Origin of the sequence: Verrucomicrobium sp. GAS474 (assembly GCF_900105685.1) — a bacterium.
In the GTDB taxonomy this organism is placed as follows: Bacteria; Verrucomicrobiota; Verrucomicrobiia; order Methylacidiphilales; family GAS474; genus GAS474.
The window spans coordinates 1,412,853-1,439,521 of the sequence record NZ_LT629781.1 but is presented as its reverse complement, the minus strand read 5'-3'; the positions used below and the strand labels follow the sequence as shown (position 1 = coordinate 1,439,521).

The 26,669-nt window shown below is 64.4% G+C and carries 21 protein-coding genes and 1 tRNA gene; 14 read left to right on the top strand and 8 right to left on the bottom strand.

All coding sequences use genetic code 11. The features are described 5' to 3' along the window. The first annotated feature begins 76 nt into the window (after positions 1-76). The 7 genes from BLU04_RS05920 to BLU04_RS05890 all read left to right on the top strand — a co-directional run bounded on the left by BLU04_RS05920 (position 77) and on the right by BLU04_RS05890 (position 14,507). Positions 77-934: a GNAT family N-acyltransferase gene (locus BLU04_RS05920; protein ID WP_197673048.1), complete on the top strand. Its 858-nt coding sequence runs from the start codon at positions 77-79 to the stop codon at positions 932-934. Continuing rightward, positions 931-1,740, top strand: coding sequence for a lysophospholipid acyltransferase family protein (locus tag BLU04_RS05915; RefSeq protein WP_093283435.1), 810 nt, complete (start codon positions 931-933; stop codon positions 1,738-1,740). Before BLU04_RS05920 ends, BLU04_RS05915 begins: the two co-directional genes overlap by 4 nt. Positions 1,741-2,957: 1,217 nt before the next feature. Beyond that, a complete protein-coding gene (locus BLU04_RS05910) occupies positions 2,958-3,353 on the top strand; it encodes a hypothetical protein (RefSeq protein ID WP_093283432.1) in 396 nt (131 codons plus the stop codon). 98 nt (positions 3,354-3,451) lie between these two features. Beyond that, positions 3,452-3,537 (top strand) — tRNA-Tyr (locus tag BLU04_RS05905). Positions 3,538-3,753: 216 nt separating this feature from the next. Further along, positions 3,754-9,843, top strand: coding sequence for a DUF3857 and transglutaminase domain-containing protein (locus tag BLU04_RS05900; RefSeq protein ID WP_093283430.1), 6,090 nt, complete (start codon positions 3,754-3,756; stop codon positions 9,841-9,843). Positions 9,844-10,251: 408 nt separating this feature from the next. Beyond that, positions 10,252-12,936 (top strand): glucosidase, encoded by a 2,685-nt coding sequence (locus BLU04_RS05895; protein WP_093283427.1) that lies wholly within the window; start codon positions 10,252-10,254, stop codon positions 12,934-12,936. Positions 12,937-13,331: 395 nt separating this feature from the next. Then, positions 13,332-14,507 (top strand): HD domain-containing phosphohydrolase, encoded by a 1,176-nt coding sequence (locus tag BLU04_RS05890; RefSeq protein ID WP_162274646.1) that lies wholly within the window; start codon positions 13,332-13,334, stop codon positions 14,505-14,507. 4 nt (positions 14,508-14,511) lie between these two features. Here the strand turns inward: BLU04_RS05890 and BLU04_RS05885 are convergent, their stop codons facing one another. After that, complete coding sequence (locus BLU04_RS05885) at positions 14,512-16,890, bottom strand: PAS domain S-box protein (RefSeq protein ID WP_093283422.1); 2,379 nt, start codon at positions 16,888-16,890, stop codon at positions 14,512-14,514. Positions 16,891-16,975: 85 nt separating this feature from the next. On the opposite strand from BLU04_RS05885, the gene BLU04_RS16325 reads away from it, so the two are divergent. Beyond that, complete coding sequence (locus tag BLU04_RS16325) at positions 16,976-17,128, top strand: hypothetical protein (RefSeq protein ID WP_157895154.1); 153 nt, start codon at positions 16,976-16,978, stop codon at positions 17,126-17,128. Between the two features lie 18 nt (positions 17,129-17,146). Further along, on the top strand, positions 17,147-17,338 hold the full coding sequence (locus BLU04_RS05880) for a hypothetical protein (RefSeq protein ID WP_093283420.1): 192 nt from the start codon (positions 17,147-17,149) through the stop codon (positions 17,336-17,338). 27 nt (positions 17,339-17,365) lie between these two features. On the opposite strand, the gene BLU04_RS05875 is transcribed toward BLU04_RS05880, so the two are convergent. The 7 genes from BLU04_RS05875 to BLU04_RS05850 are packed head-to-tail and all read right to left on the bottom strand — an operon-like array spanning position 17,366 to position 22,593. Beyond that, the gene (locus BLU04_RS05875) at positions 17,366-18,814 is read right to left on the bottom strand and encodes a glycoside hydrolase family 130 protein (protein WP_093283417.1); all 1,449 of its coding nucleotides are present in this window, start codon (positions 18,812-18,814) and stop codon (positions 17,366-17,368) included. Continuing rightward, positions 18,811-21,147 carry a glycosyltransferase family 4 protein gene (locus BLU04_RS05870; RefSeq protein ID WP_093283415.1) on the bottom strand — a complete coding sequence of 779 codons (2,337 nt, stop codon included), beginning with the start codon at positions 21,145-21,147 and terminating at the stop codon, positions 18,811-18,813. Before BLU04_RS05870 ends, BLU04_RS05875 begins: the two co-directional genes overlap by 4 nt. 6 nt (positions 21,148-21,153) lie before the next feature. Then, positions 21,154-21,378, bottom strand: a complete 225-nt coding sequence (locus BLU04_RS05865; RefSeq protein ID WP_093283412.1) for a hypothetical protein — start codon at positions 21,376-21,378, stop codon at positions 21,154-21,156. 4 nt (positions 21,379-21,382) lie between these two features. Then, positions 21,383-21,598, bottom strand: a complete 216-nt coding sequence (locus BLU04_RS05860; protein ID WP_093283409.1) for a hypothetical protein — start codon at positions 21,596-21,598, stop codon at positions 21,383-21,385. An 8-nt stretch (positions 21,599-21,606) separates the two neighbouring features. After that, entirely contained in the window at positions 21,607-21,744 is a 138-nt protein-coding gene (locus BLU04_RS16320) for a lmo0937 family membrane protein (protein WP_157895153.1), read from the bottom strand. 8 nt (positions 21,745-21,752) lie between these two features. Then, complete coding sequence (locus BLU04_RS05855) at positions 21,753-22,400, bottom strand: hypothetical protein (RefSeq protein ID WP_093283406.1); 648 nt, start codon at positions 22,398-22,400, stop codon at positions 21,753-21,755. After that, positions 22,393-22,593, bottom strand: a complete 201-nt coding sequence (locus BLU04_RS05850) for a hypothetical protein (protein WP_093283403.1) — start codon at positions 22,591-22,593, stop codon at positions 22,393-22,395. The genes BLU04_RS05855 and BLU04_RS05850 overlap by 8 nt, the downstream gene beginning before the upstream one ends. A 158-nt stretch (positions 22,594-22,751) precedes the next feature. Here BLU04_RS05850 and BLU04_RS05845 point away from each other — a divergent pair, with 158 nt between their 5' ends. Genes BLU04_RS05845 through BLU04_RS05825 form a run of 5 tightly spaced genes read left to right on the top strand, consistent with a single transcriptional unit; the run spans position 22,752 to position 26,669 of the window. Then, positions 22,752-23,012: a hypothetical protein gene (locus BLU04_RS05845; protein ID WP_157895152.1), complete on the top strand. Its 261-nt coding sequence runs from the start codon at positions 22,752-22,754 to the stop codon at positions 23,010-23,012. Continuing rightward, positions 23,009-23,947: a sensor histidine kinase gene (locus tag BLU04_RS05840; protein WP_093283398.1), complete on the top strand. Its 939-nt coding sequence runs from the start codon at positions 23,009-23,011 to the stop codon at positions 23,945-23,947. The genes BLU04_RS05845 and BLU04_RS05840 overlap by 4 nt, the downstream gene beginning before the upstream one ends. 17 nt (positions 23,948-23,964) lie before the next feature. Further along, complete coding sequence (locus BLU04_RS05835) at positions 23,965-24,642, top strand: response regulator transcription factor (RefSeq protein ID WP_093283396.1); 678 nt, start codon at positions 23,965-23,967, stop codon at positions 24,640-24,642. Between the two features lie 30 nt (positions 24,643-24,672). Further along, positions 24,673-26,229, top strand: coding sequence for a PAS domain-containing protein (locus BLU04_RS05830; protein WP_093283393.1), 1,557 nt, complete (start codon positions 24,673-24,675; stop codon positions 26,227-26,229). Beyond that, the gene (locus BLU04_RS05825) at positions 26,226-26,669 is read left to right on the top strand and encodes a response regulator (protein ID WP_093283390.1); all 444 of its coding nucleotides are present in this window, start codon (positions 26,226-26,228) and stop codon (positions 26,667-26,669) included. Before BLU04_RS05830 ends, BLU04_RS05825 begins: the two co-directional genes overlap by 4 nt.

The following is a 26,669-nucleotide window of genomic DNA, read 5'->3' as shown; positions in this document are numbered from 1 at the left end:
GAATCGTAACCGGTCGGTCGAAAAACATTCACACGGCCGCCACGCAACCGCCGCACGCCCGCGTGAACCTCGGCGGGTGATTCCGCCCTCCCACGTCGTCGCCACCCCCTCCGCCCTTCCCCGCGAACTCTCCCACCCCGCCCCCGCCCGCCCCCTCGGCGAGCGGATCGGCGGCAGCACCGGCGGCGCCGTCACCCCCGCCGCCTCCCACTACGTCCTCCGCCTCGCCCGGAACCCCGACGAAATCCGCGAGGCCCAGGCCCTCCGCTACCGCGTCTTCAACCTCGAGCTCCGCGAGGGCCTCGCCGCCTCCCACCTCACCGGCCTCGACGCCGACCCCTTCGACCCCCTCTGCGACCACCTCCTCGTCGAGCACCTCCCCAGCGCCCGCATCATCGGCACCTACCGCCTCCAGACCGGGACCGCCGCCGCCCGCCCCGGCCACCTCGGCTACTACTCCGCCCAGGAATTCAACTTCGCCCCCTTCGAGCCCCTCCGCCCCCGCCTCGTCGAACTCGGCCGCGCCTGCGTCGAGGCCCCCCACCGGAACCTCATCGTCCTCGGCCTCCTCTGGAAAGGGATCGCCCGCTACGCCCACGACCACCGCGCCCGCTACCTCATCGGCTGCAGCTCCCTCACCAGCCAGAACCCCGCCGTCGGAGCCAGCGCCTACAACGACCTCATCCGCCGCCACCTCGCCCCCCATCCCTGGCGCACCCTCCCCCTCCCCGCCTACGACTGCCCCCTCCACACCCTCGCCCCCGAAGACGAGGCCCCGCCCCTCCCCAAGCTCCTCCGCGCCTACCTCAGCCTCGGGGCCAAAATCTGCGGCCCCCCCGCCCTCGACCGCCACTTCCAGACCATCGACTTCCTCACCCTCCTCGACCTCGACTCCCTCTCCCCCCAGGTCCGCCAGAAATTCTTCGGAGAATGACCCCCCGCCGCTTCCTCCGCATGGCCTGGCGGCTCCTCCGCATCGGCCTCAGCCTCGCCTACTCCGCCGCCGACCACCTCCTCACCTGCGCCTTCCGCCCTCCCGCGGACAAGGCCCAGGCCCGCGCCCGCTGGCTCCGGCGCACCTCCCGCCGCCTCCTTCCCCACTTCCGCCTCCGGGTCGAAGTCGTCGGCACCCCGCCCCGCCCCCGGCACGACCGCCAGGGCCTCCTCCTGGTCAGCAACCACCTCGGCTACCTCGACATCCCCCTCCTCGCCTCCCTCCACCCCGTCATCTTCGTCGCCAAAAAAGAAGTCGCCGCCTGGCCCGTCTTCGGCTGGTTCGCCCGCCAGGCCGGAACCCTCTTCGTCAACCGCGAACGCCGCACCCGCACCGGCCACACCGTCAACGAAATCGAGTCCGCCCTCCAGAACGGCCACACCGTCATCCTCTTCCCCGAAGGGACCAGCAGCGGCGGGGAAAACGTCCTCCCCTTCAAGGCCCCCCTCCTCCAGCCCGCCCTCCGCAACAGCCCCCCCCTCGCCGTCGCCGCCATCCGCTACCGCCTCCCCCCCGGCGAGGGCGACCCCGCCGAGGAAGTCAGCTACTGGAAAGAAATGACCCTCTTCCCCCACCTCCTCAACCTCCTCACCAAGCCGAGCATCGAGGCCACCGTCACCTTTTCCCACGTTCCCTCCGCGCAGGAAGGGGAGGACCGGAAGGACCTCGCCCTGCGGCTCCACGCCGAGGCGGCCCGACTCCATGCGGGCGAAGTGCGCGCAGCGGCCTTGACCGAAGCGGCTTGATCTCCCAATAGGAGTCAGGGCGTATGGGCCCCGTCTCTCCAGCTTGAACCCCGCCTCCCCATTGCCCTACCCTCCCTCCATGACCCTCCGCGACCTCCTCACCCACCTCGCCAACCAAACCAACGACGGCGAGAGCGGCTGGCACGGAGAAATCCCCGTCCAAATCACCGCCCTCCACCCCGGCGAAACCAAAACCGGCAAACCCTACCTCGACCTCCAGATCGGCGACGGCACCGGCAACGAAAAAATCAAACTCTGGGCCGACAGCCCCGCCTACCCCGAAGCCCTCCGCCACAGCCCCGGCGCCTTCGTCGCCCTCGAAGCCCACTACCACCGCAACCAATACGGCCTCAACCTCAACCGCCCCCAGCTCCGCCCCCTCACCCCCCAGGAAATCGACACCCTCCTCGCCGGCACCCCCGAACGCCAGGCCTTCCTCGACAGCGAACTCCACCACATCACCGCCGCCATCGACACCCTCGCCGACCCCCGCCTCCGCCTCCTCGGCCAGACCTTCCTCACCCTCCACGGCGAAAAATTCCGCCGCGCCGCCGCCGCCCGCGACTACCACCACGCCCGCCGCGGCGGCCTCATCGAACACGTCGCCCAGATGATCCGCGGCGCCCAGGCCCTCCGCCCCGTCTACCCCCACCTCCACTGGGACCTCGTCATCCTCGGCGTCCTCCTCCACGACAGCGGCAAACTCTGGGAAAACGACTACCAGGCCCAGGGCTTCCTCATGCCCCACACCCTCGTCGGAGAACTCATGGGCCACATCCCCGTCGGCATCGAACTCGCCAACCACCTCTGGCGCACCCTCCAGGACCACCCCGAATTCAAACTCGCCGCCGCCCCCGGCCACCAGCCCCCCTCCGAAACCGTCCGCCTCCACCTCCTCCACCTCATCGCCTCCCACCACGGCCAGCGCGAATACGGCGCCCCCGTCACCCCCCGCACCGCCGAAGCCTGGGCCCTCCACTACCTCGACAACCTCGACGCCCGCGTCGAAATGCTCCGCTGCGCCTTCGCCGAAAAACCCCAGATCGCCCCCGGCATCCACGAACGCCGCCCCCCCCTCGAAGGCCACCCCGTCATCTCCCTCCCCCCCTACACCCCCCCGAACCCCTCCTCCCCCCCGATCCCGGCACCCCCTAAAAAACCGCGTTACCATGATAAATGTACTGGCGTACATTTCGTCAAAAGCGTAAAAAGTGACCATGCGTTCCTCGACCGTCGCCCCCGCCCTCCTCGGCACCCTCCTCCTCCTCGGCCTCATCAGCGCCCCCCTCCGCGCCGACATCTCCATGCCGAAGAAAGAAACCCTCTACGACAAAGTCGGTCGCGGCTTCGCCAACATCGCCCTCGCCCCCACCGAGATCCTCGACTCCATGTTCACCCTCAACGAGCTCGAAGGCCCCACCGTCGCCTGGACCAAAGGCCTCGTCCAAGGCACCGGCCGCACCGTCTCCGACATCGGCCTCGGCGTCGTCGACCTCGCCACCGGCCCCCTCCCCGTCGGCCCCGGCGCCAGCTACCGCACCCTGAAGCAGCACCCCGCCGACTCGATGATCGTCAACCCGTATCCCCCCGGCGACCTCGTCAACTTCTACTAACCCGTAGAAGCCCCCCGGACCGGGCCAAGCCGCCCCCTCCGCGAAAAGAGCGTTGACCTCCGCCCCCGAGCGAGTAGTCTAGCTCCTCCTTTCCTTTTGGGTAGATACCGAAGTGGCCAACCGGGGCAGACTGTAAATCTGCTGGCTTACGCCTTCACAGGTTCGAATCCTGTTCTGCCCACCATTTTTCCTTTCCCCTCGCTCTGAGGGGATTAGCTCAAGTTTCAGGCCTTTTAGCCGGAACACTCGCTTCGCAGCTCGCGCACAAAAGCGCAAAGATCTGTCATGCCAACTCCGCCTTCAGTTTCCTTCAGCGTAGCACTTGAAAATATCGCATTTTAAGTGGACTCGTTTGTGATACGTATTTAGGCTGTCGGCCTCCGTGTTTGCATTTTTTCGAATGGCTCCGAAAAAAGAGCGTGTTCCCGTCAGTTTTCTTTGTCAGGGAGTGATTTTAGCGGGAGCTCTTCTTGCCACAGGGTTACTCCTGGCCGATGAACCACCGCCGAGTTCCCCTCCCCCTGCCATCTATAAGGACAGTCTGACCAAGCTCCTGACACCGCTGGAAAAAGTCCTGGAAAGCGGCAGTCGCATGGACCACGGCGACGCCGATGCCACGGTCCTCCTCGAGGAGGTTCTCACCTACGTCAACGAAGACGGGAGCCGGGTCTCGGCCTACCACTCGGTCTATAAAGCATGGAACGACGCAGGAGCCAAGGCGATCGCCCAAGGCAGCTTCACGTACAAGAAAAAATTCCAACGCGCTTATCTCGTCTCCGCTCAGACGATCCAGCCGGATAAGATGCGGACTGCGGTGACAAGTGACGCTGTTTTTGTGAAGACGCCGCAAAACGAAATAGCCGACTCGATTTACAACGACCAACTCGATCTCGTCACGGTCTACTCGAACATCAAGCCAGGCAGCATCACGGAGAGCCTCATCGTTCTCGAGGATACGGAGCCAAGGATTCCCGGGGAATACTCCCAGACCTTCACGTGGAAGGGATCGTGGCCGGAATACCTGCAACGCCTCGTCGTCGATCTGCCGTCGACGTACTCCAAGCGGCTCACCATCACGAACCTGGGGCAAGCGATTCCCACCCCTGCCAAGGTCGAAGCGGGAGCGGGACGACAGCAATTGACGTGGGAAAAGCTTGAGACCGCAGCCGATCCCTGGTCGGAAACCCGGGCTCCCTCTTATCAGATCGGACCGACGCTCTGGCTCTCCACGCTGAAGGATTGGGATACTTTCGCCGCTTGGTATGAAGACCTTACCAGGAACACCGTCACCCTCAATGCCGCCCTGAAGGGCAAGATCGACGAATGGACCCGGACGGCGAAGGAACCCGGTGAGATTCTCGGCATCCTCTACGGACACGTGGCGCAGGACATTCGCTACACGGCCTTCGAACTCGATCAATCGGACTTCCGCCCCCACGACCCCATGGATGTTTGGAATCGGCAGTATGGGGATTGTAAGGATAAGGCCAACCTTCTCCGGGCCATGTTGGCATACAAGGGCATTCCGGCGTGGCTCACCCTCCTCACGACCGAACACTCCGGGCTCATCAATAAAGCCAGCCCCGATTACCGCCACTTCAACCACTGCATCCTGGCTGCCCAAGTGGGAAAGGAAACCGTCTTCTGCGATCCCACGATCACCTATGGGACCCCGGGCCTACTCAGCGGAAGCGAATCGGATCGCGATGTCCTCGTGGTAAAAAAAGGCAAAGCGGCTTGGATTCGCACGCCCCCCTTCCGCGACGCCGCCGTGACGTATTCCTTCGATCTGAAGCTGCGCCCCGACGGGGATCTCGCCGGATGGATCAAGGTCGACGCGGCGGGATATTATCGTGCCAGCTACCGGGAATACTACGGCGGGCTGCCCAAGGACCAACTCCTCTCGCGAATCCAGGAAACGGTTCAGGGATTCTTTCCCCGCGCCACGGTTGCCGACGTGGAACTGCTCGGGGAATCCTCGCCGAAGAACGCCCCGGACTCTTTCTCTCTCCGGGCCTACATGACGTTGGGAGGCGTCGGCAACACGGGGGACGAAGCGAGCAGCCTGCGATTCCCCTCCCCCGACTCCCTGCTGCCCGACCTGAAAGACTACAAAACCCGCCGCAACACGACCTTCCTCTGGCCCGACTCCCAGCGCATCACGTGCCGCATTGAACTCCTCCCCGGTTCGGAAGCCGGACGGCTGGGCGATCCCCTTCTCTCCCGCTCTCCCGGTTTCACCTTCCAGTCCTCGTGGTCCACCAAGGAGGGAGTCCTGACCGGCAACTGCAAGGTGACTCTGGAAAAAAGCCTCTTCCAGCCCGAGGAACTGCGCTCGCTGGGCGACATGGCTGGCAATCTTCGAAATTGGGCCGCCAAGCCGCTCGCGCTGAGCAAGGTAAAGGGAGACGTCCCCGGCATCCCGGCGCAGACCGATGCGGAACTAGCGACAAGCCTCCCGCTGATGCCGACCGGAGAGGGGCAACTGACCCTGATCGATTCGGAGTTTCCGGACGACGGCAATGTCGTCGCACGCCGGGCCGCCCTAGAGAGAATCCCCGCCATATTTCCCACCGACAAAAAGACCATCGCCATCGCCTCCATCAAGCTGGCAATCCTAGAATACAACGTCGAAAACTGGGACGGCGTCCTTTCCCGCCTGAAGCCAGCACTGGAAGCCAACCGAGCCGCGCTCGATCCTACCACGATCGCCTGGGCCGAATACCTCCAGGCGACGGCTCTCCTCGGCCTGGGCAAAAAGGAGGAGGCCCTCGCCCTCTTCCAGGGCATCTCCGAAAACAACACCGTCTCCTCGGGACGTCGCGGTTGGGCCATCTACAAGACGGCCACCATCCTGGCCGACACGGCCTCGCCCAAGGCCGCCCTGGACTATGCCGACAAGGGCCTCCTCCTGGAAAGCGACGCCGCCCCCTCGCTCTACGCTTTCTACGCCCTCACGGCATTAAACCAGGGCGACGGACCAAGGCTGAAGGACCGGCTCTCCGTGCTGATTGCCTCAAAATCGGAAAGCATCCAAAATACTCTTCTCGAGGTGACCTCCACCTCCCGAAAGTTCGTCAATGCGGGCGAAGAGAAAAAAAGCCTCGAACTCCTGACCCTTCTCGATTCCCTCGCCACTCCGGACCAGAATGGAGGCCCACTCGGAAAAGCTCTCAAAAAGGCCCGCGAAGATGCCGAATCTGCCTCCCATCATCTAGCACTCCAGGCCGGGCTGAAAGAGCTTCTCGCCAATTCGCCCGATATTGTCGCCTTCGAAAAGAAGCAGCCCTCCTTCTCCTCCATTGCCGAGGCAAAGAAGGCCATGGCCCAGCACGATGAGAGTGGCGAGCCCGACGATGCGTTGGGCTGCGCCGTCCGTTTGGCCACCTCCTACCCGCCCGATGGCGATTTCACGGAGTATCTCTGGAACTGCGCCAGCGACGCCGAGTGGAGCCTCCGTTACGCCCCTTCCCCGGCGAAGGAATCCTTCTTCCTCGGCCTGGTGAAGCTCGCCGACGCGCTACCACACTCGAGCGAGGTCTACGTCGACATCGAAATCCTTCACGCCAAAGTGCTCGAAAAGAAGAACCTCCTCGCCGAGGCCGGAGACCTCTATGCCACCCTGACCCAAATCGACGGCACCCCCGACGGCTTTCGAGGTCCCCTCGCGCTGAAAAGCGGCGTCAACTGGGAATCCCGGGGGAATTACGAGAAGGCCCTCGCCTGCTATCAGACCGCCGAGCCCTGGGCGGATCGCCAGACCTCGGCCCAGGAGGCACTGCTCCGCGCCACCTTTATCCGTTTCGACGACGGCAACAAGGCCGAGGCCCTTCGCCTCCTCCGGCTTCTGAAGGCAGCAAACAAGAAGAACCTCCTTAAATCGGGAGAACAAGTGAAGAACGTCCTCGCCGGCCTCCAAGATTCCTACGATAGCCCTTCCTTCTGGAACAATTGGAACGCCTGGTGGCCTCAATGGCAGAAGCTGGAAGCCTTCGCAGGGCTGGAACCGCTCACGGATCGCAAGGTCGTCCCCATCATCCCGAGCCTGACAAGCCTGGGAAAAAGCCTCGGTGAAGCCAAGCGCAACAAAGACACCAAGCAGGCCTTCACCCTCCTCCGCCAGTTGGCCTATGCCGCCCGATTTTACCCTAATGCGGCCCTTGAATTCGTTGGCGTCTTCGGCACGGCGGAAGATCTTCTTCCCGATCACGCCAATGATCTCCGTCTCCTTGCCATCTCCATCCTCACCCCCTTCTCCCCGCAGGATACCAAGGACCGCCAGATCCGCGCCCTTCACCTCATAGCGAACTACGTCGACGCCAATCAGGGCGACAAGGCCCTCGACCTTATGGCAAAGGAATGGAGTCCGAGTCTCGACGACAACACGAAACTCACGCTGGCCATCCACCGTGTTTGGGGGCTCGCCGCGCTACAGCAACATCGGGATCTCGATAAAGTGACCACGGTGCTGGAACAGGACATCAAGGCCTCCCCGAAGGCTGACACCAGCTCTACCGTCACCATCCTCACCGATCTTTACCTGGCCCTCGGCAGGCAGTCTGACGCAACGAGCGCGCTCGATGCCTGCATTGCCAACCCGGCCACAGGGGCCAAGACACAGCAAGAGCTGAAAGAGCGACTGGAAAATCTCCGCAACACCTCGCTCGCATCGAAGCAGCTGGCCGACGGAGCCGCCGCATGGCTCAAAGATCACAAACCATCCTGGTGGGACTATGCGGAACCGAAATCGCCTGATGACCCCCGGCTACTTCGCCTCGATCAGATCCTCGACCGCTCCCAGGAGGAGTTCCAGCCCGCCGAATGGGTCAAGGCCGCCTTCCTCGCCCCCTCCGTCCCAGCACTGACGGCAAACACCCAGCAGCAGGCCCTCCTCAAGGGATTCAGCCAACTCTTGAGCGTGTGCAAATCGCAAGCCGACGCGAATGCCTTGGCGCAATCCATTCTCGACAACCCCTCCTTCCCCAAGCCCGTCAAAGCGGACTTCCTCTATGATTTCCTCTGGGATGCCTACACGAACTGGCACCCTGAAGTCTTCGAGCACTTTCGGAAATCGCCCAGCTACGAGACCATGACTCCGGCGCAGCAGACGAAGATCGAGCGGATCGTCGCCTACATGAAGACGGACAAGTCTTCTCCTGCTGCCTTGAGGGGCTATATCCAAAAGCAGGCAGAGGGGCCGATGGACGCGCTCTCTCTGGATCTCGTCCAAAACGCCCTTTTCTACATTCTGCAATCGCTCGATCTCGATTCGGCCCAGGCCATCTACCAAGCCGCCGCTTCCTACACCCTCACCGCCGATGCCGGACAAACCAAACCCGAGTTTCAACTCAAACTCCTGAAGCAGATCAACCTCACTAAGCCCTACGCGCCCATTATCACCACCCTGCGGAAAGAGTGCCTCGCGTGGCGCGCTCCATCGAGCATCTCCAAACCGCCGACCTTCGACCAGCGACGCGACTTCGGTAATTTCAACGACCTGAGTCAGGAGGATGCCATAGCCTTCCGGCTTTATTTGATAAAATCAGCTCAAGATCCCGTAGATCTCGAGTTCTGGGAGGACCTCTTCAGCGACCTGTCCCATAGCGATGCGGGAGGCAAGGCGGTCCTCCGCCTCCTCCAAGCCGGCCTCCAGAGCACCGAGGATGACGACTTTACGTCCTATCTCGTTTCCGCCGGCGACTATGCCCTCGATATCGACAATACCGAGACTCGCCAAAAATTCCTCGATATTGTCAAACCCTACCGAAATGCGGCCAAATTCCCCCAAACCGTCGAACGGCTCAGCCTCATCGACGCCCAAATCGCCCTGCGCTCGGGAAATCCCATCAACCTCGAGTTCGCTCTCGCCAACCTCGCCGATCCCTACAACATCAACAAAGCCAATCGCCTTCGAATCCGTTCCTACCTTCAAACAAAGAACACGGCCAAGCTCAAGAAGACCCTCGCTGCCCTCTCCTCCGATCAGATGACCTCGTCCCAGCTTAACGAGGAAATCCTACCCGCCCTCGAACTGGTCGGCATGAGAGACGAGGCCGCGTTGACTCGCGATGTGCTCGCTCGCAATTTCTACCAGGATATCCTGAGAGCCTGGTTCAGCCCCCAGGGTGCCTTACTAAACACCGTCGAAAGCGACCTGTCCGGGCTCGGGACACCCGAAAAAATTCCGGACGCCTTCACCGGCTTCATGGAAACGAAAATCGCCCGACAACGATCGCTTCTGCGCTATAAACTTTCCAAGGCCTACTTCGAAAAAAACTGGGCCAAGGCTGCCGATGCCGGGACCGCCTACGTGCAGTCCAACCCCACGTTTTACACCGCCTACTGGTTTCTAGGACGAAGCCTCGCCGAGCTCGGCAGGAAAGAAGAGGCCATCAAGGCCCTGAATGTTTATTGTCGTTATTCCCTCAACGAAGTCAGGTATCCCGATGCCAAGCTCCTTTTGGAAACATTGAGCGAGCCCCAAAAGTAAGCCCTCCTTTTCCACATCCCGGACGGTGTCGCTCCACCTTCGAAGAGAACCCAAAGGAAGATTCCTCCCAGAGCTCTCGAAAACTCTAAGTCGCTCGGCGGCAGGAAAAGAAAGCACCTCAAACATCTGCCCCTGTTCGCGCACAACTCAAATTCAGCCCCCTCGTCACCGACCCATGCGCTTCAATCACCCTTTTGAACGAAGCAGAAAAGGGATCAGTCAACAATTCTTGACCAAAAAACTCTAGCGATCGAAGGGAGGATTTGTCAGAAATGATTGACTGATCCTTGTTATCAGGACATCCAAACAACCGTCCATTGACCACTGCGGCGGAGGCTTATCCCACCCTGCAAGGGCGTCCTCGACCTCGCCGCCGATCGGGGTTAGCATCGGACACTTTCCCCACGCATGTCCTGCCCCACGCCGACCACCGCCGAACATGCCCGCCTCAGTGAGAACCGGGCCCGCACCCGTTACTGGAAACGCTGGGGGCCCTACCTCAGCGACCGCCAATGGGCGACCGTGCGGGAGGATTACTCCGCCGACGGCAACACCTGGACCTCCTTCCCCCACGAGCAGGCGCGAAGCCGCGCCTACCGCTGGGGCGAGGACGGCCTCTTCGGGATCAGCGACAGCAAGAGCCGCCTCTGCTTCGCCCTCGCCCTCTGGAACGGGAACGACCCGATCCTGAAGGAGCGCCTCTTCGGCCTCACCGGGCCCGAGGGGAACCATGGGGAGGACGTGAAGGAGGCCTACTTCCACCTCGACGCGACGCCGACCCACTCCTACCTGAAGGCGCTCTACAAATACCCGCACGCGGCCTTTCCCTACGACCACCTCGTCCAGGAGAACGCGAAACGCGATCTCCGCCAGCCGGAATACGAGCTCGAGGACACCGGGATCTTCGACGAAGGGCGCTATCACGACGTCGTCATCGAGTACGCGAAGGACGGCCCCGAGGATATCGTGATCCGGATCACCGCGACGAACCGGGGACCGGAGAAAGCCGTCCTCCACCTCCTGCCGACGCTCTGGTTTCGCAACACGTGGGCGTGGGGGAACCGCCACGAGAAGACCGGCACGAAGCCCGTGCTGAAGCTCGAAAACCTCGGCCCCGGGCCGAACTTCATTTCGGCCCGCCACGAGCAGCTGGGCCTGTTCCATCTCGCCTACGAGGAGGGCGAGCCGCTCTTCACGGAGAACGAGACGAACGCCGAACGCCTCTGGAAGACGCCGAACGTCGGCCCCTTCGTGAAGGACGCCCTCCATCGCGCCGTCGTCAACGCGGAAGCCAACTCCGTGAATCCCGACAGGACGGGGACGAAGTGCGCCATCCACACCGTCATCGAGGTCGAGCCGGGCGTCTCGAAGACAGTGCGGCTCCGCCTGCGCCTGGTGCCGGAGGGTTCCGCACCCGTGCCTTCCGATCCCTTCGCCGACTTCGACGCGCTCTTCCAGGCCCGCAAGGACGAGGCCGACGCGTTCTACAACGTGATCCTTCCCGAATCGATGCCCGCCGAGGAGCGGAACGTCGCCCGCCAGGGCTATGCCGGGCTGATCTGGAGCAAGCAGTTCTACCACTACATCGTCGAGGACTGGATCGAGGGCGATCCGGCGACCCCGACGCTGCCGTCCCCGCCGCCGGGACGCGGCGAGATCCGCAACGGCACCTGGGGCCACCTCTACAGCGAGGACATCCTCTCGATGCCCGACAAGTGGGAGTACCCGTGGTTCGCCGCGTGGGACACCGCCTTCCACATGATCCCGATGGCCCGAATCGATCCCGAGTTCGCCAAGCGCCAGCTCCTCCTCTTCCTGCGCGAGTGGTACATGCACCCGAACGGCCAGCTCCCCGCGTACGAGTTCTCCTTCAGCGACGTGAACCCGCCCGTCCACGCCTGGGCCGTCTGGCGCGTCTACAAGATGACGGGCGAGCGCGGCGAGCGGGACCGCGCCTTCCTCGAGGCCGCCTTCCAGAAGCTCCTCCTGAACTTCACCTGGTGGGTGAACCGGAAGGACACGCTGGGGAACAACCTCTTCTCGGGCGGCTTCCTCGGCCTCGACAACATCGGCGTCTTCGACCGCTCGAAGCCGCTTCCCGGCGACGGCTTCCTGGAGCAGGCCGACGGCACCGCGTGGATGGGGTTCTACTGCCTCACGATGCTCTCGATGGCGCTCGAACTCGCGCAGGAGAACCCGGTCTACCAGGACATGGCCTCGAAGTTCTTCGAGCACTTCATCGCGATCACCGACGCGATCAACACCATCGGCGGCACCGGCCTCTGGGACGAGGCCGACGGCTTCTTCTACGACGTCCTCCAATACGAGGGCCAGGGGACGCCGCTCCGCACCCGCTCCCTCGTCGGCCTCCTCCCGCTCATCGCCGTCGAGGTGCTCGAGATGGAGCAGATCGAGAAACTCCCCGGCTTCGCCCGGCGGATGGCGTGGTTCCTCAACGACCGGAAAGACCTCCCGGGCCGGATCGCCTGCTGCGTCCCCGACACGAACAAGGGCCTCCGCCTCCTCTCCCTCTCCTCGCGGGAACGGATGAAGCGCGTCGCCCGCTACGTCCTCGACGAGACCGAGTTCCTCTCCGAGCACGGCCTCCGCTCCGTCTCCAAGGCCCACCTCGCGAAGCCCTACGTCCTGAAGCAGGGCGACGCCGAATACACCGTCGGCTACGAGCCGGGCGAGGGGACGACGCGCCTCTTCGGCGGCAACTCGAACTGGCGCGGTCCGGTCTGGTTCCCCATCAACTTCCTCCTCGTCGAGGCGATGGAACGGTACCACCACTTCTACGGCGACGAGGTGAAGGTCGAGTGCCCCGCGGGCTCGGGAAAACGGATGACGCTGAAGGAAGCGTCGCGGGAGATCTCGCGGCGGCTGACGGGACTCTTCCTCCCCGACGCCGCCGGAAATCGGCCCTGCCACGGCGGAGCGCACCGCTTCGCGAGCGACCCCCATTGGAAAGACCTCGTCCTCTTCCACGAGTACTTCCACGGCGATACCGGAAAGGGCCTGGGCGCCAGCCACCAGACGGGATGGACCGCGCTGACGGTGAAGCTGCTGGAGTCGCAGTTCGAGCGGGGCTAGAGCCTGTCATGCACTTTGGAAAGCCCGCGCCGGAGGGGCTGCGCCCCTCTCCCCTAGGCGTGCGACGCCGAAGCGTGCCTGAATGGCCCGTGAGGCGGCGCAGAACGACGGGGAAGGGGTGTGGAACCCCGGCCCGAAGGGTTGCTCCTAAAACGGTCTCCCTCGGCGTTGCTCGCTCCTCGCGTGCCATTCAGGCATGCAGCGTCGCTCGCGTCTTGATGGAGGCCGTTTTAGGAGCAACGCGGGCTTTCCAAAGTGCATGACAGGCTCTAGACGGCGGCAATGCCGTCAGGACGGGATGCCGGGCCGTCGTCCAGGCGCGGGCGGCATCCAAGGTAGGGTTATCCCCCATGGGAAAAGGCGGGGCGAAGGCGCAGTCTCGTTCCTTTAATCCCATGAGTGAAAAAGTCCTCTTCGTCGACGACGATCCCAACACGCTGGTGGTCTATCAGCGCTTTCTGCAGCGGAAGTTCGAGGTCGAGGTGGCGGGCGGCGCGGAGGAGGCGCTGGCGCTCATCGGGAAAGGGGCATCCTACGCGGTGATCGTCGCCGACATGGAGATGCCCGGCATGTCGGGGACCGAGTTCCTCGAAAAGACGCGCCTCTCGTCGCCGGACACGGTGCGGATGATGCTGACGGGGAGCATCGACCCGCAGACCGCCATCGAGGCGATCAACAAGGGGAGCGTCTACCGCTTCCTCTCCAAGCCCTGTCCCGCCGATGTCTTCGCCCTCGCCATCGAGGAGGCGCTGAAGCAATACCGGCTGGTGACCGCGGAGCGGGAGCTCCTGGAGCAGACCCTCGCGGGGAGCATCAAGGTGCTCGTCGACATGCTGGCGCTGGTCGAGCCGGCGGCCTTCGTCGTGGGCGAGCGGGTCCGCGACTACCTGCGGGACTTCGGCACCGCGCGCCGTTCCCCCGATGCGTGGACCTTCGAGGTCGCCGCCCTCCTCAGCCAGATCCGCTTCATCGCCCTCCCCTCCGAGGTGACGGAGAAAGTGCGGAAGGGAAAGCCCCTCGACGTCAACGAGAGCGAGATGATGGCCCGGGCGACCGGGGCGAGCCACGATCTGATCCGCAACATTCCCCGCCTCCAGCTCGTCGCCGAGATCGTCCTTTCCCAGCAAAAGAACTACGACGGCTCCGGCTATCCCCAGGACGGCGCGTCGGAAACGGCGATCCCCTACGGCGCGCGGCTGCTGAAGATTTTCTCCGAGATCGTCGATTGGGAAAACCGGGGAGGCTCCCTGCGGGAGGCCTTGGCCCACATGGAGGGGAACCCGGGCCAGTTCGATCCGGCGCTGGTCGTCGAGGTCCTGGAACGCTTCAGGATCGACCCCTCCGACACGCCGACCGGCGCGAAGGAGATCCGGGAGGTCGCCCTGGCCGACCTGGCGATCGGGCAGATCCTGATGGCCAGCATCATGACTTCGGCGGGCCTCGTCGTCCTGGCGGGAGGGAGCAAGATCACCCGCCTCCTCCTCGAGCGGGTCCGGAACTTCGCCGCGATCCAGCGGCTGGTGGAGCCCTTCCGCATCGAGGTGAAGCGCCCGCCCATGCCCACGCCTTAAATTTTCAAACCTTGTCGAGGATCGTCCGCAGGGTCTTCAGCAGGGTCTCGGCCGTGTAGGGCTTCATCAGGAAGTGCTTCGTCCCCCCATTGTTCGCATTCAGGCCGCTCGTCGCGATGATCCTCACCGCCGGGTTGATCCGGGTGAGCGCCTGGATCGTCGCCGGGCCGTTCATGATCGGCATCATCATGTCGGTGAGGACGACGGCGATCTCGTTCTTGTGCTCGGCGTAGACCGCGACGGCGTCGGCCCCGTTCGTCGCCGTGAGGACGCGGTAGCCGAAGGAGAGGAGGGTCCTGCTGGTGATGCTGAGGATCGCCGCCTCATCGTCGACCACGAGGATCATCTCGCCGTTCCCCTTCGGAAGCGTCACCTCCTCCGGCTGCTCTGGAGTCACCACGGAGGAGGCCTCCATGGCGGGGAGGTAGACCTTGAACGTCGTCCCGTTGCCGGGCTCGCTGTAGACGGTGATCATCCCGCCGTGGCTCTTCACGACGCCCATGACGGTCGAGAGGCCGAGGCCGGTCCCCTTGTTGAGTTCCTTCGTGGTGAAGAAGGGCTCGAAGATCTTGTCGAGGACGTCGGGGGGCATCCCCATCCCGGAGTCGGTCACGTTGATGTGGACGTAGCGTCCCGCCTTCGTCTGGGTGTTCGTCCCCGCGTATTGCTCGTCGAGGAGGCAGTTCTCGACGCCGATGGTGAGGCTGCCGCCGTTCGGCATCGCGTCGCGGGCGTTCACGCAGAGGTTCAGGAGGATCTGGTGGATCTGGGTCGGATCGCCGAGGATCGTCCACGTGTCGTTGGGGACGGAGAAGAGCAGGCGGATGTCCTTCGGGAAGGTGTCCTTGATGATGCTCTCGAGGTCCTTCAGCAGATGCTTCGGCTGGACCTCGATCCGCTGGCCCTCCAGGCCCCGCGCGAACGAGAGGACCTGCCGCACGATGTCGGCCCCGCGCTTGGCGCTGACCTCGATGGTTTCGAGGATGTCCTTCCGGTCCTTTTCGTCGGAAGTGAATTTCAACGTGTCGATCGAGAGCATGATCGGCGCGAGGATGTTGTTGAGGTCGTGGGCGATCCCCCCGGCCAGCGTGCCGATGCTCTCCATCCGCTGGGCACGGAGGAACTGGTGCTCCAGCTTCTTGCGCTCGGTGATGTCCCGATAGGCCCAGATCCGGCCGTAGCGGTCGCCTTCCTTGCCCCGGACGGGGGCCGAGTAGCGGTCGAAGACCTTGCCGTTGTTGAGCTCCAGCTCGTCCCGGCTGATCTCGTCGGGATGGGCCGAAAGGTAGGCGACGCTCTCGGCGAATTGCCGGGGATTCTTGACCTGGCTCGTCACCCAGTCGAGACGCCGCCGGTTGTCGACCTCGTCGGCGAATTCCTGGGGAATGTTCCACAGGTCGATCATCTGCTGGTTCTGGAGAATGATCGTCCCCTCGCTGTCGACGATCACGATGCCGTCGAGCGACGAATTCACCTGCGCCTCGAAGAAGGCCGTCTTCCAGAGCAGCTGCGCCTCGTTCCGCTTCCCCTCGGTGATGTCGCGCTCGATGGCGGAGAAATGGGTGCACCGCCCCGTGCCGTCGAAGATGGGGACCAGGTCGATATCGAGCCAATATTCGGTCCCGTCCTTGCCGTAATTGATGATCTGGCGGCGGATCGGCTGCCGATCCCGCATCGCCTGATGGATCTCTTTCAGGATCAGGGGATCGGTCCGCTCCCCGTTGAGGAACCGGGGGCTCCGGCCCAGCGTCTCGGCCGACGTGTAGCCGGTGATCCGCTCGAACGCCTCGTTCACGAAGACGATCCGGGGGCCTGGCTCGTCGAGCGGGTCGGCCTCGATCACGATGAAGATGTCGTTCAGGTTGGAGACGCAGGTGTTCAGCAGGGCCTGCCACTGCTCCGACTTCTTCCGGTCGGTGATGTCGCGGATGCTGCACTGGATCACCTTTTCGCTCCCCGCCTGGTAGACGTTGCTGACGAACTCGACGGCGATGTGGCGGCCGTCCTTGGTCTCCAGCGGCAGATCCTCGTAGCGGACGTAGCCGTGCTGCTGCAGGCGCTCCAGCATCGCCTGGTTCGACTCGATGTCCTTGAACGGGCTCAGTTCCCCGACGGTCTTGCCGACCATCTCGCTGTGGGAGAAGCCGAGGAGCTTGAAGAGGAACGGATTCACGTCATTGATCCGCCCCGTCTCGACGTCGAGGATCAGGATGCCGTCCTTCGCCGCCTCGAAGAGACGCCGGTAGCTGAGCTCCGAAACCCGGAGCGCCTCGTTGCCCGTGGCGTTCTCCCGTTGGAGGTCGTTCGGGGTCGTCCTGATTCTCGTACCGTGCGGCTCCAACTCCGGGGTTGTTTCAGAAGAAGCGATTTGATTCGGGGTCATTTGTGCACTCTATCGGGAACGGAAGCCCGTTCCATGGGGTGTACACCCCATGGCCAAAAAGCGCCGGTTGCCATACCGTGCTTCCATGAAAACATTTTTGAAGAGAGTCCTCCTGCTGGCGCTCGTCGGCTTCCCCTTCGTCGCACTCGCCACTCCCGCCCGGGCCGATGTCGGCGTCGGGATCCGCTTCGGCTCGGGGCATCACCACCACCATCATCATCGCCACTACCGCCACTAACCGGGACCGGATTCGACTATGATGCCCCAACAGACCATCCACCAGCTTCTCCACGGAGAAGCCGCGCTCCCGGAGGACGCCGACGCCGGCGACTCCCTTCGCGATCCCTCGCGGGAAGAGCTGTTCCTCGCCCTCCAGAAGGGATCGGAGGAAAGCCGGACCGCCCGCAAACGGGCCGTCGAGCAGGCCACTTCGATTGTCCCGATTTGATCGACCTTCGTCCAAGCCGTTGAGCGGCTAACCCTCGACGGGCCGCATCGCCGCCAAGAGCTCCTCGAGCGGAACGGTGGCGAACGAGGTCGCCGAGTCGGACATCGCGTAGGGGACGATCACCCGTCTCGCGTGGAGCATCGCGCCGCAGCTGTAGACGACGTTCGGCACGTACCCCTCGCGCTCGCTTTCGTCGGGGCTGAGGAGCGGCTCCGACAGGCGGGCCAAGACGCGGGAGGGGTCGTCGCGGTCGAGGAGGAAGGCCCCGAGGGAATACTTCCGCATCGCCCCGACGCCGTGGCTGATCACCAGCCAGCCCGCCCCGGTCTCGATCGGGGAGCCGCAATTGCCGATCTGGAGGAATTCCCACGGGTAGGCCGGCTTCAGCAGGAGGGTCTTCGTGTACCAGAAATGGAGGTCGTCCGAGTACATGAGATAAAGATTCTCCCCGTCCTGCCGGGAGAGCATGGCGTAGCGTCCGCCGATCTTCCGGGGGAAGAGGGCCATCCCCTTGTTCTGGACCTCGGGACCGTTGAGCGTGCTGATCCGGAAGCGGCGAAAGTCGTCGGTCTCGAGCAGTTGCGGCACGGCGACGCGCCCGTCATAGGCGGTGTAGGTGGCGACGTAGGAGGCGCTCCCGTCGTCGCCGACGAACCGGACAAAGCGGGCGTCCTCGATGCCGTTCGACTCGTTCGGCGCGACGGGAAAGATCACCCGCTCGGTCAGCGGCTGGTCGGCGCCGTAGACGACCTCATAGTTCGCCTCGGCGAGGTTGAGCATGCGGACGACGCGGGGATCGAGCAGGGAAAGGTCGGCCAGGACGATCTGTTCCTTCAACTGCGCGAGGGTGAAGTCCTCCGGCAGGACGGCGAGGAGCGTGCGGGCCAAGTCGTCTGAAGTGGCCGGATTGCCCAACTCCTGAAGCTTCTTGAGGAAGAGCTTCTTCTCGTAGGAGGCGTTAAGCACGTGCTCCGGGGCGGTGACGAAGCGCGAGGGCTCGTCGACCCGGATCGTCCCCTCCTCGTCGACGGTGCCGGTCCGGAACGTGATCGAGGAGATATGCCCCTCCCCGGTCGCGCGGAGGCTCAGGACAAATCGGATCGTCCCTTCGGCCATCCCCGTTTGATCGGGATGGGGAACGATGGAGGGATTGAAGAGGGCCGCCGCCTCGAGGGAATACTCGTGGGTGAAGTAGGCTCCCAGCAGAAGCCTCCGCTCCTCGGCCAGGGGCTGATCGCTCGGCAGGAAGGGCCGGATGGCCGCGAAACGCTGGAGGAAGTAATCGCGGAGGCGCTGGTGCCGGGAGCCGAATTCGGCTTCCACCCGCGCCAGATCGTCGGCCGTCTCCTGCGGGGAGAGCGCAAGGACGCGGGCGATGATCCGCAGCGATCTCTGATTGCCGCCCGGACGGAAGGGACGGAAGAGGACCCGGGCCGCGTTCGGCCTCAAGACCAGTCCGGTACGGGTGACTTTCATGAAGGTGTCGAAAGGATGAGCGCCGCGACGGGAACCGGCACGGGCGGAAGCGGCAACGGTTCGTGGAAAGCCTTGAGGTTGTTCTCCAGGAGCTTCATCTCGCTGAGGGAGATGAGATAGGAGAGCGTCGATTCGGCCCCCCGGTTCTGGTTCACCCGATCGATGTGGAGGCCGTCGCAGCAGGCCCCGGTCTTCGGATCGCAGAGGGCGAGGCCGAGATCGTTCCGGCCCAGGAACCACTCGAAGGCGATCCGCGCCTCCCGATGCCAGGCCGGATCGTTGGTCGAGCGATAGGCCTCCAGGCAGGCGGATATCGTGGCGAGCGCCTCGACCGGCTGCTGGTCGAAGAGCGCCGGCTTCCCGCCGCGCTTGTAGAAGCCCTCGGAACCGATCGGACGGAAATGGGCCATCTGGCCAGGCGATTTCTGGACGTCGACGAGCCAGCGGAGCGACTTCAGCCCGATCTCGAAGGCCTTCGGGTTGTCGGCCCACCGCCCGCTCAGGATCAAGACCTGCGACAACCGCGCATTGTCGTAGGAAACCGTGTCCTCGAACCAGCCCCACTTCTCGGAGGCGTTCGCCTCATAGAGGTCGATCAGCCGCTGCGTCAGGACGTCGCGGATCTGGGCCGCCATCCGGTCCCCGTTCAGGCGGCGGAAATACTCGTAGATGCCGAGCAGGGCGAAGGCCCACGTCCGGGGCGAGGTGGTGTCGAGCAGGGGCGGCAGCGCCCGCTCGAACAGCTGCGCCGCCCACGATTGGAGATCGCTCCGTCTCGACCGCCCGACGCAGGTGCCCAGCGCCCAGAGCGCCCGGCCCTGGCTGTCCTCGGAACCGGAGGCTTCAAGCCACTTCCGATCGTAGCTCATGAAATTGCGGAACCGTCGCGCCCCGGGATCGAAGGCGTACTGCATGAAGCTGGCGTAGGTGTCGGTCAGCCGCCGCACCTCGGGGAGGTCGAGCTCCAGCTCCTCCAGCATCAGCGTCGCGATGAGGGCCCGCGCGTTGTCGTCGGTGCAATAGCCGTGGGCGTAGTCGGGCAGGGAATAGATCGCGTGCTGAAGGAGGCCGGTCGAATCGGACATCGCCGCGAGGTGGTCGAGCCGGAGCGCCGGAAGTTCCAGCCGCTTCTCGTCGAGCGTCCGGACGCCCATGCGCCGGATCGGCTGGCTCGTCGGATGGCTCCGCGCCCGCTCGAACGAGGCCATGTAACGATGGGCCGCGCGTTCCCAGATCATCCCGCGCCCCTCGACGTAGGCGGCCTTCCGCATGGCGTGGCGGCGCTTGTCGTCCCGGAGGAGGGCGACGACCTCCCGCGCGATCGCCTCCGAATCGGCGAACGGCACGAGGACACCCTTTCCGTCGGCCAGCAGCTCTTCCGCGTGCCAATAGGGCGTCGAGATGACGGCCTTCCCTCCGCCGTAGGCGTAGGCGAGGGTTCCCGAGGTGATCTGGGCCGGGTTGAGGTAGGGCGTGATGTAGAGATCGGCGACGCCCAGGAAATCGGTCAGCTCGTCGAGCTCGACGAAGCGGTTGTAGAAGCTGACGTGGCGCGTGATGCCGAGGTCGGCGGCCAGCCGCTCCAGGCTGAGGCGGTAGATCTCGCCGTGATCGCGGACCAGGTTCGGATGGGTCGCGCCGAGGACGATGTAGACCAGGTTGGGAAATTGCCTCACCACCTCGGGCAGGGCGCGGAGGACGTATTCGATCCCCTTGTTCGGCGAGAGGAGGCCGAAGGTGAGGAGGACCTGCTTCCCCTCGACCTGGAATTGGTCCTTCAGGAAGTTGGGGTCGGTGAACGGCATGTCGGGAATGCCGTGGGGGATCAGGTCGATCTTCTTTTCGGGGACGTCGTAGATCTCCCTCAACATGCGGCGGCCCCGCTCGCTCATCACGACAAGGCGCGAGGAGAGGAGGGCCAGCTCCTGGAGCACCCGCCGCTGCTCGGCGCTCGGCTTTTCGAGGACGGTGTGGAGCGTCGTCACGACGGGGATGCGGAGATCGCGCAGCAGGGCGAGGATGAAGCTCCCGGCGGGGCCGCCGAAGATCCCGTACTCGTGCTGGAGGCAGACGACGTCGGTCCCGCTGAAGTTCAGGTATTCGGCGGTGCGGATGTAGGAATCGAGGTCGTTCTCGGAGAACTCGAAACGGACCTCGGGCCCGTAGTCATAGCCCTCGGCGCGGTCGCTGACCGGCGCGACGAAGCAATCGATCGCGGGATACCCGGCCGCCACCGCCCCGCGCAGGTCGTGGGTGAAGGTGGCGATGCCGCACTTGCGGGGGAAATAATCGCCCAGGAAGGCGATCTTCTTGATCTCGGGAATGGCACCCATGAAAACTCAGGAACGGGCCGCGCGGGCGCCCGCCCGATAGATCGGCTTGACGAAGGAGTCGGCCTGGAATCCGGCGGGGCCTTCCCACGGCACGTAGCCGCCCTTCCCGTCCTTGTCCTCGACGAAGTCGCCGATCCGGACGATTTCCTTCCCCTTCAGGAGACGGAGACGCTTGGGGGTCGCCGCCTTGGGGGCGTCGACATAGTCGCAATGGCTGCTGGTGCTGCTCATTGGATTAGGACTGCCTCGGTTTCACGAGGAGAAGAATGATCCCGCCGACGAGGGCGAAGGCCCCCGCGATGGGCGGGACGAAGTGGCTGTCGGTCGTCTCGATGTGGATGCCAATGAAGTCGACCGGCTTGCCCGGCGTCGTGAAGGAGAGGCCCGAATAGGCGAGCACGACCACGCCGAAGGTGATGAGAAGGAGGGAAACGATGGTTTTGAGATTCATGGAGGGGGTTAGGAACGGATGAGGTTGAGGAGAATGATGAGGACCGCGAGGACGAGCAGGATGTGGACGAACGAGCCCATCGTGCGGCCGGTGACGAGGCCGAGCACCCAGAGGACGATGAGAACGAGGGCGATGGTGTAGAGCATGCGGCTTTTCAGTTGGGACGGTGAAGCATCCGGTTGGCCGCCTTGACAGGCGGGGGAAGATCGTCGGGCACATCGAGCATCGGGGTGATCCCCTTGATGGGACGCCTCACCACCCGGCGGACGGCCTCCTCCGCCAGCGGGCCTTCCCGGCTCGCCCCCTTCATCGCCCCGGCGGCGGCCGTCGCCGCGGCGACCTCGACGCGGACGCCGAGCTCCTTCGCGCTGTCGATCGCCCCCTCGACGAGGCCGACGGTCGCCGCCTCCATGTCGCCGCCGACGCGGGCGATGTCGCGGATCGCAACGCGGGCGGTGAGGCGGATCGTGTCGAGCGCCTTGTCGTCCCCCAGGCCCTCCCGATGGACTCCCTTCATGGCCCGCGAGACGCCGATCATGACGCCCCGCGTCACGTGGCCGAGGTCGGCCCCCACATGGACGGCTGCCTCGATCGCCCCCGCCGTGACGTCGGCCACGACGTCGCTCACCGCCTGCGCCGTCCGGCCCGTCTCCTCGATCACCGAGGCGACGAGTTCCGTCACCGTCTCGACGGTGGCGTCGAGCGCGTTCCCCGTCCCCTGGATCGCGGCGGCGATCCGGGTTTTCATCGTTTCGGCCCGTCCGGCGGCCTTTTCGACCTTTTCGACGGGGAGCCTATTCATGGGAGATACCCGTTCCGTCGACCATCAGGCTGTGGGTCGAGCTTTTCCCGAGGCGGCCTTTGGCCCGGCCATCCGGAAGTCCCCCGCCGCCCGGTCGATGCGAGGCCTCCGCCGCATAGAGCGCCGAACCGGTCAGGGGCAGGGAACAGGCCGAGGCCAGGAAGGCGAAGGAGCGGAAGGAAGGGAATTTCATAGGGAGTGGATCGACCCTGCCTTCCCGGCTTACCCGCCGCCATGGGGTCTAACCCTACTGGGGTGTTCACCCCATAGCCGCGGGACGGCTCTTGCCCGAGGATCGGCGGGATGCCGGACATCAAACGCCCCCAGTCCCCCCTCCACCCAAAGGAGTCCTTGCAATTGCCTGCGGGATTGCGAGAACTGACGCGTCGGACGTTGCTGGAGCAGGAACGGGATCGCCGGGCGATCAGCCTCAGGCTTCAGGACAACATCGCGCAAACCCTCCTCGGCGTCCACGTCCAGATCCTCCTCCTACAAAAGGAAGCCCGAAGCCAGACCGTCAGGCTGGAGAAGGACATCGCCGAAACCCTGCAGTGGCTCACCCGGGCGACCCCCCTGTTGGCTCGGAGAAAGCGGCCCCGAAAAGACGCATGAAAACCCGCCCCGCCCAATCCCCGCCGTCACCCGATGGCCTGCCCCGCCCCTCTCCCCACGCCAAGGAAACGACCGCCCAGTTGAAAAGGCTCATCGCCTCGCTCCGCCATAGCACCGTCGAGCTGGCCGCCTCCAACCTGGAGCTGAGCCGAGAAATCACCCAACGAAAGAAGGCCGAAAAGGCCCTGAAGAGAAGCGAACTCCATTACGCCCAACTCCTGGCGCAATCCGACCTCCAGCAGCAGAAACTCCGGCATCTCTCCCGCCAGATCCTTTCCGCCCAGGAAGAAGAGCGTAAGAAAATCAGCCGCGAGCTCCACGACGTCATCGCCCAGACCCTCGCGGGCATCACCATCCGGCTGGCCGCGCTCAAGAAGGAGGCCAAGCTCAAGACCCGGAGCCTCGATCTCAACATCGCCCGCACCCAGCGCCTCGTCGAAAAATCGGTCAACCTCGTCCAGCAATTCGCCCGCGAGCTCCGTCCCGCCGTCCTCGACGACCTCGGGCTGATCCCCGCCCTCCATTCCTTCATGAAAGCCTTCACCGCGCGGACCGGCGTCCACACCCGCCTGACCGCCTCCGCCGGCATCGAGCGCCTCGACACGACCCGCCGCACCGCCCTCTTCCGCATCGCCCAGGAGGCCCTCACCAACGTCGCCCGCCACGCCCGCGCCAGCCGGGTCGAGATCACCCTCCGCGAACTCCCGAACTCCGTCTCCATGACCGTCCAGGACGACGGCATCTCCTTTCAAACCAAAGAAACGGGCCCCTCCCGGGGGCGCAAGCGGCTGGGGCTCCTCGGCATGCGCGAGCGGGTCGAAATGGTCGGCGGGAGCTTCGACGTCGAGTCCTCCCCGGGCAAGGGAACCACCCTCACCGCCCACATCCCGCTCGGCAAGGCCAAGCCAGCCAAAAGCACGCCTGCCGCGCCGTAAAAAAAGTCACCACGCCCATGAAACCGATCACCGTCCTACTGGCCGACGACCATACCATCGTCCGCGAAGGCTTCCGCGCCATCCTCGGCCTCGAGACCGACATCGAAGTCGTCGGCGAGGCCCAGGAAGGGCGCAAGGCCATCGCCCTCGCGAAGAAGCTCCTTCCCGACGTCATCCTCATGGACGTCGCCATGCCCCTCCTCAACGGCCTCGAGGCGACCCGCCAGCTGGCCAGGGAACTGCCCGCCGTCAAGATCCTCATCCTTTCTGCCCACAGCGACGACGCCTACGTCCAGAACGCCCTCGCCGCCGGGGCCAGGGGCTTCCTGCTCAAGCAGACCTCCTCTCACGACGTCTGCCGCGCCATCCGCGAAGTCCACAAGGGAAACCTCTTCTTCAGCCCCACCCTTTCCCGGCGCTTCAATCCCCTCCAGCCGCCCCCGCACGACCGCTCCGGCCTGCCCAACAAAAAAGCCGCCAGCCTCACCTCGCGCGAAATGGAGGTCCTCCAGCTCATCGCCGAGGGCAAGGCGAACAAGGAGACCGCCGCCGAGCTCGGCATCGGCATCAAGACCGTCGAGAAGCACCGCGGCCACCTCATGGAAAAGCTCCGCATCCACGACACCGCCGGCCTCACCCGCTACGCCATCGGCGCCGGAATCATCGAGAGCAGCGTCCAGGTCACGATCCTCTGATCTCCCCGCCATGAACGCCCCCCTCTGTTCGTGAAAGCATCCCTCCCCACCCCGGCCCCCTCCTCGGTCTTCGAAAAGCCGGAGTACGCCCGCGCCGTCATCGAGAACAGCCCCGACTGCGTGAACCTCCTCGACCGGGACGGCCACCTCCTCGCCATGAACGGGCCGGGAATGGACAACATCGAGATCGACAACTTCGAGCCCTACGAGGGCAAGCGGTGGTCCGACCTCTGGCCCGAGGCGGGCCGCCCCTCCGTCGAGAAGGCGCTCGCCGCCGCCCTCGACGGCCAGCCCGTCCGCTTCCAGGGCTTCTGCCCCACCGCCAAGGGATCGCCCCGCTGGTGGGACGTGATCGTCACCCCCGTCCGGCAGCCCGACGGCCGGGTCGAACAGCTCCTCTCCGTCTCGCGCGACATCACCCACCATCGGGCCGCCGAGGAAAAAACCCGCCAAAGCGAGGAGCAGCTCCAGGCGCTCACCCAGGCCTCGCCCGATCTCGTCTCCATCTTCTCGACCGACGGCCATTGCGAGTTCTGCAACGAGCGGTGGTCGGAGTTCTCCGGCCTCTCCATCGCCCACGGCGTCGATTTCAGCGGGGGCGACCTCGTCCACGCCGAAGACCGCGCCCGCATGGCCGAACAATGGGCCCAATGCCTCCGGACCGGCTCCCCCCTGGAGAGCGAAGTCCGGCTGCGCCGCTTCGACGGCGTCTACCGCTGGTTCCTCTCGCGGATCCTTCCCGCCCGGAACGAGGCCGGCGACATCGTCAAATGGTACGGGGCCAGCTCCGACATCACCGCCCAGCGGGAAACCACCCAGGCCCTGGCCAAGATGAACGCCACCCAATCCCAGCTCCTCGAGGAACGGGTCGCCCAGCGGACGGCCCAGCTCCAGAAGATGGTCGAGGAACTGGAGCTGCTGTCCTACAGCCTCTCCCACGACCTGCGCCAGCCCCTCCGGGCCATGCAGCAATACAGCCAGATCCTGATCGAGGACTACGCCAGGAAACTCGACGCGACCGGGGAACAATACCTCCAGCAGATCATCCGGGCCACCACCCGGATGGACCGGCTGATCCAGGACGTCCTCACCTACGCCCAGCTTTCGCGGGCCAGCATCGCCCTCGACACGGTCGACGTCGACACCCTCACGCACGACATCATCGCCCAATACCCCCTCTTCAAGGAACCCCACGCCTCCGTCACCGTCGAGGGGATCCTGATGCCCGTCATGGCCTCCGGCTCCCTCCTCACCCAGATCATCTCGAACCTCCTGGGAAACGCGGTGAAATTCATCGCCGCCGGGATCAAGCCGAGGGTGACCATCTTCACGGAAAAGAGGGAGGCCCTGGTCCGCATCCACATCCGGGACAACGGCATCGGCATCAAGCCCGAGAATCTGGAAACGATCTGGAAAATGTTCGAGCGCCTCCACGTCGCCAAGGAATACGAGGGGACCGGCATCGGCCTCTCCATCGTCCGCAAGTCGTCCGAACTCATGGGCGGCCGCGCCGGAGTCGAGTCGATCCCCGGAGAGGGCAGCACTTTCTGGATCGACCTCCCCAGAGCCAAAGGCATCAGCACATGAAATCAATCCTCCTCGTCGAAGACAGCCCCGAAGACATTTTCTTCATGCAGCGCGCCCTGAAAAAGGCCGGCGTCTTGAATCCCCTTCAGATCGCCGAAGACGGACAAAAGGCGATGGATTACCTGAACGGCTCCGGCCTCTACGGCAACCGGCTCGTCTACCCCCTCCCCGGCCTCGTCCTCCTCGATCTCAAGATCCCCTTCGTGAAGGGCCTCGAAGTCCTCAAATGGATCCGCAGCCAGGCCGACCTGGCCCAGATGATCGTCATCGTCTTCACCTCCTCGGGCCTCGACAACGACATCACCCACGCCTACTCCCTGGGAGCGAACTCCTACTCGATCAAGCCCTCGGCCTCCGAAAAGCTGGCCGAGTTCAGCAAGGCCTTGAAAGACTACTGGCTCCAGCACGACCTCGCCTGCCTCAGCCCCGTCGAGAAATAG